Annotated in this window: 12 protein-coding genes; 6 read left to right on the top strand and 6 right to left on the bottom strand. The window is 51.8% G+C overall.

The window, feature by feature from the left end:
* Positions 1–10 precede the first annotated feature (10 nt).
* Positions 11–2572, bottom strand: coding sequence for a CBS domain-containing protein (locus tag CRN96_RS05165; RefSeq protein WP_179647113.1), 2562 nt, complete (start codon positions 2570–2572; stop codon positions 11–13).
* Between the two features lie 170 nt (positions 2573–2742).
* Between CRN96_RS05165 and CRN96_RS05160 the strand changes: the two genes are divergently transcribed.
* Entirely contained in the window at positions 2743–4422 is a 1680-nt protein-coding gene (locus tag CRN96_RS05160; RefSeq protein ID WP_097039844.1) for a glutathione ABC transporter substrate-binding protein, read from the top strand.
* A gap of 342 nt (positions 4423–4764) precedes the next feature.
* On the opposite strand, the gene CRN96_RS05155 is transcribed toward CRN96_RS05160, so the two are convergent.
* Positions 4765–5748, bottom strand: a complete 984-nt coding sequence (locus tag CRN96_RS05155; protein WP_097039842.1) for a M23 family metallopeptidase — start codon at positions 5746–5748, stop codon at positions 4765–4767.
* 156 nt (positions 5749–5904) lie between these two features.
* On the opposite strand from CRN96_RS05155, the gene CRN96_RS05150 reads away from it, so the two are divergent.
* Positions 5905–6291: a DUF2512 family protein gene (locus CRN96_RS05150; RefSeq protein ID WP_097039841.1), complete on the top strand. Its 387-nt coding sequence runs from the start codon at positions 5905–5907 to the stop codon at positions 6289–6291.
* A gap of 70 nt (positions 6292–6361) precedes the next feature.
* Here CRN96_RS05150 and speB read toward each other — a convergent pair whose 3' ends face one another.
* Together speB and CRN96_RS05140 are read right to left on the bottom strand one after the other, a co-directional pair.
* Positions 6362–7264, bottom strand: a complete 903-nt coding sequence (gene speB / locus CRN96_RS05145; RefSeq protein WP_218839915.1) for an agmatinase — start codon at positions 7262–7264, stop codon at positions 6362–6364.
* Positions 7265–7418: 154 nt separating this feature from the next.
* Positions 7419–8045: an SDR family oxidoreductase gene (locus CRN96_RS05140; RefSeq protein ID WP_097039839.1), complete on the bottom strand. Its 627-nt coding sequence runs from the start codon at positions 8043–8045 to the stop codon at positions 7419–7421.
* A gap of 139 nt (positions 8046–8184) precedes the next feature.
* On the opposite strand from CRN96_RS05140, the gene CRN96_RS05135 reads away from it, so the two are divergent.
* The 3 genes from CRN96_RS05135 (at position 8185) to CRN96_RS13230 (ending at position 9968) form a co-directional block, all read left to right on the top strand.
* The gene (locus tag CRN96_RS05135) at positions 8185–8724 is read left to right on the top strand and encodes a DUF7010 family protein (RefSeq protein WP_097039837.1); all 540 of its coding nucleotides are present in this window, start codon (positions 8185–8187) and stop codon (positions 8722–8724) included.
* Positions 8725–8848: 124 nt separating this feature from the next.
* On the top strand, positions 8849–9796 hold the full coding sequence (locus CRN96_RS05130; protein ID WP_179647112.1) for a GAF domain-containing protein: 948 nt from the start codon (positions 8849–8851) through the stop codon (positions 9794–9796).
* A gap of 4 nt (positions 9797–9800) precedes the next feature.
* Positions 9801–9968, top strand: coding sequence for a hypothetical protein (locus tag CRN96_RS13230; RefSeq protein ID WP_179647111.1), 168 nt, complete (start codon positions 9801–9803; stop codon positions 9966–9968).
* A gap of 47 nt (positions 9969–10015) precedes the next feature.
* On the opposite strand, the gene CRN96_RS05125 is transcribed toward CRN96_RS13230, so the two are convergent.
* Complete coding sequence (locus CRN96_RS05125) at positions 10016–10411, bottom strand: hypothetical protein (protein ID WP_097039833.1); 396 nt, start codon at positions 10409–10411, stop codon at positions 10016–10018.
* A gap of 125 nt (positions 10412–10536) precedes the next feature.
* On the opposite strand from CRN96_RS05125, the gene CRN96_RS05120 reads away from it, so the two are divergent.
* The gene (locus tag CRN96_RS05120) at positions 10537–11391 is read left to right on the top strand and encodes an alpha/beta fold hydrolase (RefSeq protein ID WP_097039831.1); all 855 of its coding nucleotides are present in this window, start codon (positions 10537–10539) and stop codon (positions 11389–11391) included.
* A gap of 58 nt (positions 11392–11449) precedes the next feature.
* Here the strand turns inward: CRN96_RS05120 and CRN96_RS05115 are convergent, their stop codons facing one another.
* A complete protein-coding gene (locus CRN96_RS05115) occupies positions 11450–11776 on the bottom strand; it encodes a hypothetical protein (RefSeq protein ID WP_097039829.1) in 327 nt (108 codons plus the stop codon).
* Positions 11777–11816 lie beyond the last annotated feature (40 nt).

The raw sequence follows: 11816 nt of genomic DNA, 5'->3' as shown, positions 1-11816 counted from the left end.
GCTTTGTTTTTTACTTCATATGATTTTCATGCAGCCACTCGACGGCTTCGTCCCTGGAATTGATCTCGCCGTTCAACACCGCGACTTCAAGGTCTAGGAGTATGCCCCTGAAGTGGGGGCCGGGCTTCATGCCTTCCCGGATCAGGTCCTCCCCGGTCAAAAAGATGGGCATATCGATGCGTCTCTTCAAATAGGACGTGATGATATCTTCATTTTCCATGTTTTCCTTCGCAATCATGAAGATGATCGCCTCGTCCTCATAGTGTTTCAGGAAGCGGTGGAATTCCCCGGGCTCCCTGATGCGTTCGACGCCTTCCATATCCGAGAGGTTCCGGATGTCCTGGAGGAATTTATTGTTCCTTTTGGTCAGTGAGAACTGGCTCATCAAATACATCTTCTTGCTTGTGAAGAAGGGGATCGCGAAATAGTTGAACCAACGTGCCTTCTGCCCGGCGGGAGGCTTATGGATCTCATAGAACATCTTGAGCTGGCCGGCGTGTATATAGCTCTGTTCGGCACTGCCGTCATCCACGCCGAACTGCTGCCAGAAAGTAAGTTTGAAGAGCCTTTTGATCGTCCCCGGCGGATCTTCATCTTTGAACAGCCGCTTCATCTCCTCGACGATCCGGTGGGCGGATAGATCCCGCATCCTCGCCATCGAATTCAGTGCGAGGCTCTCGGTCTGCTTATCCATCAGGAAGTCGAAGCGGGTCTCGAAACGCACAGCCCTCAAAATCCGGGTCGGGTCGTCGATGAAGCTCAGGTTATGCAGCACTTTGATCGTCTTGCTCCTGAGGTCCGCCTGGCCGTTGAACGGGTCGACGAGGTCGCCGAACACTTCAGGGTTCAAACACAGCGCCATCGAATTGATGGTGAAATCCCGGCGGTACAGGTCTTCACTCAGCGTGGACAGCTCGACATCCGGCAGGGATGCCGGGCGCTCGTAATATTCGAGGCGCGCGGACGTCACATCGATGTAGAGCCCTGACGGGTGGATCCATGAGGCGGTGCCGAACGTTTCATGCATTTTGACGCTGCCGCCGTAATCGGTGCGGAGATGCTCTGCAAAGTCGATGCCGTTCCCTTCGACGACGATGTCGATATCATCATTCGGGCGTTCGAGGAAGAGGTCGCGCACAATGCCGCCGATGAGGTAGACGCGCATATCGGCACGCTCCGCCGTCCTGCTGATGTCGGTGAGGAGGGAATTCGTGCTTTCCGGCAGCTGCTTCTCCATCTCCTCTTTCAAGTTTTTAATGTCGGGCCGTCTGAGGTCCTCGCTCAGCTCCTGGTTGTGCATCACTTCGATGATGTCGGTCCTTGTGACGATGCCGATCGGCTGACCGTCCTCCATGACGGGGAGACGTCCGATGTTGTTATCGATGATGAGCCGCTGCATCTCTTCGATCGTCGTCTCCGGTTTGATCGTCCTCGGGTTGCGGCTCATATACGCCTTGATCGGCGCATGGCCGAGGCCGTGGTGATTGGCCTTGTCGAGGTCGCGGCGTGTGATGATGCCGATCAGACGGTCATCCTCGACGACGGGGTAGCCGGAATGCCCGTAACGGTACATGAGGTGGCCCGCTTCCCTGATCTTCGTATCCGGCGGCAGCATCTTCACGGGACTCGCCATGATATCTTCTGCGGTGATTGCAGGCTTTAAGATCAGGTCGAGGTGGCTGTTGACCTGTTGGAGGACTTCTTCAAGCTCCTCCCTTTTGACCGTGGCTGACCCAGCCTGCGGATGCCCGCCGCCGTCGAACTTTTCAAGGAGCGGCAGCAGGTTCACACGGTTCGAATTGCACCGGCCGACGATGTGCACATGCTTCTCCATCTTGACGACCGTGAGCACCATGTCGGCCCCGCTGATGTCGAGCAGTTTATCCGCAATGGTCGCAAGCTCCCGCAGATAGACATCAATCTGATAGGCGCACACGAGAAATTTCAGTCCGTCCCTGTAGTACGTCTTCGCATTGCGGAACAGCTGGTTCAAAAGGTCCTGCTGACCCGGTGTGAGCTTGTAGTCGGCAAAGCGCTGGATGATCTCCAGGTTCATTTCGTTCTTCATCAGGAAGCTCGCCGCCTGGAAATCCCTGTCCGTCGTGTTCGGGAATGTGAAGGAGCCGGTGTCGGTGTACAGCCCGAGCCCGAACAGCGTCGCTTCGAATGATGAGATGGGGATCTTCCGCCGGATGATCTCTTCTATCAATAAAGTGACCGTCGCCCCGACCGGTTCGATCACCCTGCGGGCCGCCTTGACAACTTTCGAGCCCGGCGGGTGGTGGTCGTACACCGTGATGTCCAGTTTTTCGGCATCAAGCTTCTTCGTATAATTGCCGAGCCTTGAGAGTGACGCGGTATCCACAAGGATCAGGCCGGTCACTTCCTCCCATTTGACCAGGTGATCGTCGGTCATGTCGAAAGTATCCCTGTAGATCGTCAGAAACTGCCTGACGGGTGCCGTCTGTTCATTCGGGATGACGACTTTCGCCTCGGGATGGAGCTTCTTCGCCGCGATCAGTGAAGCCAGGGCGTCGAAATCGGTGTTCACATGGGACATGATTATTTGCACAATGATCATCCTTGCTTAAATTATTCCAATATGGTCTGTATCCATTCATATATTATGATACTACAGACAGTGGGGGAGTCACCACATCCATTTCATTCAGAAAATTTCAAAATTTCATTGAAGTGCGTTTTCATTATGTCTACAATGAAATAAAAAGGGGGAAATTTCATATGAAGAAATTGTTGTACCTGCCGTTCATTTTGGCAGTGGTCTTTATTTTACAGGCGTGCACCGATGACGGTGGGGTGGAGGAAAGCGCGGAAGAATCAGGGGAAGAAAGCGGCGGTGAAGCGACCGGTGACATCGTCATCGGCAGTGCGGATGACGTGGTGACGCTGGATCCGCACGGTTCGAATGATTCCGCCTCATCACAGGTCCGGCGGAATATTTACGAGCCGTTGATTTTCCAGACGGTGGATATGGAACTTGAGCCGGGGCTTGCGGATGAATGGGAAGCTGCGGAAGATGATGTATGGAATCTGACATTAAGGGAAGGGACGACTTTCCATAACGGCTCTGATTTCACGGCAGAAGATGTGAAGGCGACGCTCGATAGGGTCAGGGATCTTGCAGTCGGCTCGGCTGTGACGTTTTTATTTGAAATGATCGAAGAGGTGGAAGTCGTGGGGGACTATGAAGTGAACCTGCATACCGAGTATCCTTTTGCACCGCTGCCGAGCCACCTTGCGCACAGTACGGCCGGCATCATTTCAAAGGAACTCATCGATGAAGACTATCAGGCCGCACTGGATGAAGCGGGTGTGGATATGACGCCTGATGAATATTATGAACTGCGTGAGGCCGGGGGAGATGAATTCGAGGAAGTCATGGATCAGATCACCGAACATATCGGCCTGGTGCTGAGTACAGAAACAGACGGCACGAACCATCTCATGCTGGAATCAAGATCTGCAGGGGATGAAGTGGTCACGACAAAATTTGAAGATTTCCAGCGCGGGGAGAGGAATTTTGAAACGGTGACATTCCGCGTGCTGCCGGAGTCGGGTGCGAGGATGGCCGAACTTGAAACGGGCGGGATTGATATTGCGACCGATGTCGATTCATCCAATGCGTCCCGGATTTCCGAAGGTCAGGATACTGAACTCGTCGAGAGGGAGTCCGTGAGGCTGAATTATCTCGGCATGAATGTGGAAAATGAACCTTTCGATGATGTGAGGGTCCGCCAGGCGATCGCCCATGCGATTGATAAAGAAGAGATCATATCCGGTGTGTATGATGATATGGGTGTGCCGGCAGAAGGGCCGCTTGCACCTGATGTATGGGGCTATAACGAAGATCTCGAAGGACGGACATTCGATCTTGAGCAGGCGCGTGAACTGCTTGCTGAGACGGATGTAGCGGACGGCTTCAGCACAAAGATCTGGATCAGTGAAGACCAGGAGATCAGGGACACTGCACTGTTCGTCCAGGAAAGGCTCGGCGAGCTGAATATTGATGTAGAAATCGAACAGTTCGAGTGGGGCGCATACCTTGATATACTCGCAACAGGCGATCAGGACATGTTCATCCATGGCTGGACGACGGTGACTGGTGATGCGGACTATGGGTTATACGCACTGTTCCATACAGACAGCATCGATGCATCAGGCAACAGGACATGGTACTCCAACCCTGAACTGGACGACCTGCTGGATCAGGGCCGCACCGAACCCGATGAAGACGTGAGATATGATGCGTATACAGAAGCCCAGGAAATACTTGTTGAGGAAGTGCCGATGAGCTACATCTTCCATAACAACTTCATGATCGGTGTGAACAACAGCACCGTCAACGGCGTGGAAGTCGACCCTTCCGGTGCAGTCAGGCTGGATGACGTCACGTTTGAATAAAAATCTTGAATCATATTTAAAATCCCGGATGGATACTCTTGTAACGAGTAATCCATCCGGGATTTTTAGTTGGAGTGAGATAGCTTGAATGAAGAGCGGTGTTCTATCCGGATTCCCGGGGGACATCCAGACGGAGCTTCTAGGATGCGGTCCTCCATCCGGAATCTTGGAGAATATCCGTACAGGGCTTGCAGGACGTGGTGTTCCATCCGGAATCCCGGGAGATATCCAGACGGAGCTTACAGGACGCGACCCTCCATCCGGATCCCCGGAGGATATCCGGACAGAATCAGGCTAGACAGCAGCTGAAATCGCATCAAACCCCGGAGCGCGGGGCTTTATTCACCGTCTAAACCATTTGGCGACGGAATCGGAGACGGCTTCCATGATCGAGCGGTCGTCCTCTGTTGCCGCTGGCTTAAGCTGGTCCGGGGTGAACTTCTTTCTGTCCTGGTCGGGCGTCGGCCGGGCAATATCCCCCTGCATGGGTGTGCTGCCGTCGGCAAATCTGATGCGAAACGACTTGGCTCTCACAGCCCTCGCCTTATCCATCACCTGGAAGTGGAGGTGGGGTTCCGATGAGTTGCCGGAGTTGCCGCATTTGCCGAGGGTGTCGCCCTGCTGGACGATATCGCCTTCTTCGACGGTGATCGACTCTTTTTTGAAATGGGCGATCATACTGTATTCCTGATGGGCATGCTGGATGATGATATGGTTGCCGCTCGGTCTTTTTTCATTCATTTCGCCGGGCACATTATCTCGTATATGGTTCACCACTTTGACGACTTTGCCGCCTGCCGGGGCGGTGATTTCTTTCCCGAAGGCGTGGTAATTCTCATTCTGACGAGGGTCCCCTTTATGCGTCTTTCCGTCTTTCATCTGGAGGAGGTCATAGGCGTACCTCTGTGCGCCGTATACATAATGATAATTGATGAATTCATTGTCGCCGCCCCAGAAGACGAGCCATTCCTCTTTTACAGGCATTGAGTACGAAACTTCTGAAACACTTTTCCCATAGTCCTCGAAGATGGTGAATGGTTTCATGGTGAGCATATGTATCATTCCATCCTCTCCGAAGTATACGCTGAGCGCTTTTTTCCTTTTGTCGTCGACCCACAAATAATGTGTATGCATACCGAGATGGGCCACGTGCTTCAAATAAAACTGCCCGATATCCTGATTGAAGGTGACCACCATCTTCTCGAACTGATCGAGTGTGATGACCCCTTTTAAGTCATCGATGAACTGGGTGTAGATGACTTTGGGGCGTTTATTCAAAAAAGCGGCTGCAAAATCGTCGGGTTTGATTTTTTTCTTGCCTTTCATAATCCAATTTCCCCTTAACTTGTTTTACATACCATTATACTGATGTGTGCGGATTATTAAAATATTTCATCATTTCATTTATATATGTTTTCTACATACATTTCCGGGTAAAGTCCTACAGAACATAATTCTTGATTATGAAGTGGAGGGAATTTCGTGGAACACGTCAAAGCACTCGGTATCAAAGGAATCATGACGCTTATCGTTTTATGGATTGTGCTCGGTGTCGGATATGATATGTCATTCTGGCCGATGATCCTAGTGACGACGATTGTACTCGGTGCAATTTCCTACCTTGCAGGTGATCTGGGCATCCTGCCTGCTGCAGGCAACATGGTGGCGACCATTTCCGACCTGGTTGTGACATTCCTGGTTGTATGGCTGCTCGGTCTCGCATTGACCGATATGAGCGGTGGTACAGTTGCGGTTGCTGCAATCATTTCTGCAGTCATCATCGCGGTGGGTGAATATCTATTCCATATTTATCTGCTTAAGAACGGACCTTTCCCGGCAAATGCGAAAGAGAGAAGGAATCCTTCTTAACTTGAATATGATGAAGCCCCCGAAGCCGTTATATGAACGGTTCGGGGGCTTTATTCCATTACATATGGATTCAGTCGTTGTTTTCGGCGAGCAGATGGAGCAGGTCTTTTCCAATGGATGCAGCGGCGACGGCAGTCATCTCCCCGGAATCATAGCTTGGCGTCACCTCGACCAGGTCGGCGGCAACTATGTTCAGTCCGGCGAGGTGCTCCAGGAACAGGCGCATCTCCGTGGTGGAAGGGCCGCCGGGCACCGGTGTCGCGGTTCCGGGCGCAAAGGCGGGGTCGAGTGCATCGATGTCGAAACTGAGGTATACGGGGTTGTCCCCAATGACCGACTTCACTTTTTCAGCAAGTGCTTCCGGACCTTGTGCCATCGCTTCCTTCGCATGGATGATATTGTATTCGAAGTCTTTCGGCATACTCGTCCTGACATATGCCTGAACGGATGCCCCGGGGTCTATTGCGCCTTCTTCAGCGAGGTCATGGGCGAATGAATTCCGTGAAATCTTACCGCTTCCGCCCGGGAGCGACTCCTGGTGGCTGTCGATATGGAGGAGGGATAGTTTCCCATATTTCTCTTTTGCCGCCCGGATCGTGCTGTACGCCACCGTGTGGTCGCCCCCGATGGTCAACAGCTTCGAACCTCCGGAGAAAATCTTGCGTGCATGCTTATAGCTTTCCTCAAGCATGTAGTTGAGCCGTGTCTCGCCAAGGTCGTAACCGACGTCCCCGTAATCGATCAAGTCATTGTCCTCTTTTACGTCATAAGGCCATGGATAGTGCATACTCATATCATGCACCGATGCTTCCCGGATCGAGCGCGGTCCGAACCGTGCCCCGGGCCGCCTTGTCAGACCCAGTTCGAACGGCACGCCCATCACTGTGATGTCCCTGCCTTCAGCCTCCCTTGAAGGGGGCAGGCCCCAAAAAGTCGCATGGCCGGCATAAGCCAGCATATCTCTGCTGCTCACGTGATCACTCCTTATACAGATTTTGTTATTCGTCTACCCGCGTCCCCGGAAAATAAAACTGCGTCATGCCTTCGAACCGCGCAGGGGATTTCAATAAAAATCCGCACGATACCTTCAATCTGGAAGATGCCGTGCGGACATGAATTTCATTATTCTATTTGAAGAGATCTTCGACCGGCGTGTCACCTTCGAGCAGGGTGTACACTTTATTCTCAGCCTTACCGGCATCAACCGCCTGCACGATGACAGAGGCGACATCTTCACGCTGGACATTGCCAAATTCCTGATTCTCTTCGGACAGGCTCACTTTACCCGTGCCGGATTCGTTTTCGAGCATGCCCGGACGGATGATCGTATAATCGAGCCCGGAAGCTTTCAGGTGCTCATCGGCGCGGTGCTTCGCATATAAATAATGTTTGATATCATCGTATTCCTTAGGTGTATCGGCACCCATGGAGCTCACGATGATGAAGTGTCTGACTCCGGCATCCTTGGCATTCTCCATGCTTTCGATGGCACCTTCCTGGTCGATGATGATCGTCATATCCGCACCGGTGTCACCGCCTGAACCTGCTGCGAACACGACAGTATCCACACCTTCGAATGCGTGCGAGAAATCTTCCTGCAGATTGCCGAGCACCGTCTCGATGCCTTTTTCCTTGAATTTCTCCGTCTGCTCTTCCTTACGAACCATGGCAACAGGGTCGTGGCCCTTGTCCTTCAGCTTTTCAACGACCTGATGGCCGATCTGTCCATTTGCTCCTACTACAAGTACTTTCATAAATGAAATACCCTCCTTGATTGATTAATGGTCTATACCCTTAAGGGGTGGGGGTGTTAAACATAATATAGTCATGGTGCTTTTACACTGCTCGACATATAATGAAGGCAGGTCATACCATCAAGGGGGATTTGTGGGGATGGAATCCATTTTAAAGGAACTGGCACAGTTGAATCAGTACGGTGTCGCTTTTCTTATGTCATTCGGCGTGACATGGTTGATTTGCGGGGTTTTCTGGAAAGTGTCTTCTGCGAACACCGCCGGCTATGCGACTTTATTCCAGGGGCTTGCCGCACTCCCTGCCGCACTTTTGATTTCCTATTGGATGGGTGCGCTCACGGAGCGGCCCGGCAGTGACATACTCACTTCGCTGGTGATGACGATCGCCATGAGCCAGATGCTGATCCTTCCGCTGATCATCGTCATGCAGGCGAAGAAGCATCACACTTTGATACCGTTCGTATTCAGCGCGTCACTCACAATCCACTTCGTCATGTATTTCTGGCTGTATCAGACATGGATTTATGTGGCGATGTCGGCCGTCATCGCTGCAGGCGTTGCTTTCATATACTCAAGGGCAAAGGGTGAAGGGATGCCTTCAGGAAGGGACGCTGCAAGATGCTGCTTCTTCACGGGCGGCACGCTGATTACAACGGGCATCATATTTTTATTTTTATGATGCTTCTCCCACGGCATTCACCTTTGCACGCGGTCCTCAGTGCATTGCCGATTGATATTTTCCCTGAAATGTATTATATTTAATACGAACATATGTTCTGTTTTGGATGGGCGGGGGGGTTATCATGTCGGCAAAACATTTTTTCAGTTATGTGATCAGTCTTATTTTCGTTGTGACAGCCTTGATCCTCTTCAGCGCGGGCACCGCGAGGCTGCTGGAGCAGACAGGCATCGGGATCAGCTACATCACCATCATCACCGCCGTCTGCGCCGTCACCGGGTTTTACACGCTGGTTGTGGCATCGGCCCGGGGTTTCAGGTCTTCGGCGGAGAAGATATCACTGTTCGGGCTCAGGTTCAACAACCCGGTGTATGACCCTGAGTTCGAAGATGTGCCGCAGGAGGAAATCAAAAACATCAGGTCGGACAATAAAGCGCTCCAAAACGAGCTCGCACAACTCAAGGAATTCACGGAGACGCTGCTGCATGAACTGGAGCTGAAGGATGAAGAGCTTGAGGACATACAGTATGTCAGTGAAACATATATCAGGCACCATAAGAACAGCAGCCGGCTCATCCGCACCCTGATGGGGCTGATGGCGGATGGGGGGCCGGGCTGGGTCACGGAGTTCTATGACAATGTACTGGATGAGTCGATCACCGTCCTGCACCGGGACCGTGCCGACAAATCCTCGACATTGTTCATGGCGGATGACGGGAAACTGAAGATGGCCGCATACCACAGGGTGAACCTGATTTCGGTGGATACACGGGAATTCAGCCCGGGCGAAGGGTTCGCCGGGAGGATATGGGAGACCGGTGAGGTGGAGCTGGTGAACAACATCAATGAGAGCAGTTATTTTGAAGGGGATTTTTCACCGATCCATAATTACGGCTCGGTCATCGGTCTGCCGGTCAAGATCAACCAGGCGACCGTCGGAGTGCTCTGCATCCAAAGTGAAGGCATCGACGGCTTCATCGAGGAAGATGTCGATACGTTGAAATTTTACGCTGACATTTGTGGCCTCGCATATTATTATGATAATATGAATGTAAAGATCGATGCGGGGTGACTGTATGGTGAGTGCTTCATTCAAGAAATCCAGTAGTGATATCGGCAAGCGTCAGCGCGAGATGCTGAAGGCTTCGAAGGCACGTTCAAAAGCACTGTACAAAAAGGCGGAGGCACTCGGTTTCAAACGCAGGAAAGACTCCGATGACCGCAGCAGGAAAAAAGACACGTGAATACATCAATCCCCATGCAGTCCACTGCACGGGGATTTCTTCATCCATCACTGTGTTTCGAGGTTCCTTTTCGTATAGATCACTGCGGATATGAAGGCGGCGGAGATGAGTACGGTGATGAAGATCAGGATGAGATGGAATAAACTGATCCCCAGGAAATCAAGCGCCATAAGCAGCAGTCCCACCGCCATTGATATGAACAGGGCGATGAAGCCGGTGATGACGCTCCGCCTCACGATCCTGTACTTATCCGTCTCATCATTTTTCCCGAAATTCGGGGCAAGGTAGGAAAAGCAGAAACTCATCACAGCGACGATGAGCAGACTGTAGAAAGTCATGAGCGGCAGGGGCACATCATTGATGAGCAGATTCCCAAGGTGGATGACGGGCAGTATCAGAAAAAATGCACCGTAGACGAGGAATGAAATTTTATTATCATTCATGTAATCACCTCATTAATTAATCACTGGTCACTTTAATGATATCATGCGGAATGCATATGATAAACGGATGTGCACCCGGATTTCATGAGCGCTGCACGGGGTATACTTCAATTGAGGTGATTTCAATGAAGGAATATGAATCGGTGTATGTGGACGCAGGCGGTGTAAATCTGCATATGAAAGTTGCAGGAGAGACGGCGGGGGAGCCGGTCATCCTGCTGCACGGCTTCCCGGAATTCTGGTACGGCTGGCGGCATCAGATCGATGCGCTTGCGGACGTGGGTTTCAGGGTGATCATCCCCGACCAGCGCGGCTACAACAAAAGCGGCAAACCTGAAGGGGTGGAGAATTATCATATCGACAAACTCCGTGATGACGTCATCGCCATCATGGACCATTTCGGTTTGGAGAAAGCGAACATCGCCGGCCATGACTGGGGCGGGGCGGTCGGCTGGCATCTTGCATCGACCCGGTCGGAAAGAGTGAAGAAGTTCATCGCCGTCAACATCCCGCATCCGGCGGTCATGCCGGAGGCGATGAGAAAATATCCCAAACAGATCTTCAAAAGTATGTATATCGGCTTCTTCCAGCTGCCTGAACTGCCCGAGGCACTCCTCACCATGAATGATCATCAGATGATGGTGCGGGCTCTCACCGCCACCAGCAATAAAAACACGTTCAGCGAAGAAGAGCTGGAACAGTACAGAAGTGCCTGGTCCGAAAAAGGGGCGGTGACCGCGATGCTGAACTGGTACCGTGCTGCGCCGAAAAGCTTCCCGGATCTCAGCAGGGATGTGGATGTGCCCGTACAGATCATCTGGGGGACGGGGGATCAGTTCTTATCGAAGGAGCTGGCAGAAGAAAGCTTCAGGCTGCTTAAAAGAGGAGATATCCACTGGGTGGAGGATGTCACGCACTGGGTGATGCACGAACGGCCTGAAATCGTCAATAAACTCATGCTCAGATTTTTGAAAGGATGAAAAAATGCCACCGTGCAGATTGAGGGGCGGCCTCAAAATGCTGCGGTGGCATTTTTCATCAGAGTATTTTATGAAACTTGAATTTGAACCCCATGAATACGAAGGAATACGGGTCGGGCGAGGCATTAACTTCTTCGGTCACGTCATAACTGGCATAATACAGGCTGTCGTCCACTGAATATAGAGTCGCTTTTTCATCGTTCCTGATGAGGAAGTATGAATTTTTCCTCACCCTCGCAGCCAGGGCCGATTTTGAAGTGAAAGGCATGTTCTCGAAGCTTTTGATCGAGAGCTTGGCAAAAGACTTGTCTTTCCTCGGTGCCAAAACGATCACTTCGTCTTTTTCCCCGGCAAGCGCATAAATCTTCTTTTCCTGAGCGTTCATGGCAGACCTCCACTCTTTGGCGTTCTTCTTCCAATATATA

It is taken from the genome of Salinicoccus kekensis, assembly GCF_900220995.1.
GTDB lineage: Bacteria > Bacillota > Bacilli > Staphylococcales > Salinicoccaceae > Lacicoccus > Lacicoccus kekensis.
Note: the sequence above shows the minus strand (reverse complement) of the source record. Positions and strands in the feature narration are given on the sequence as shown.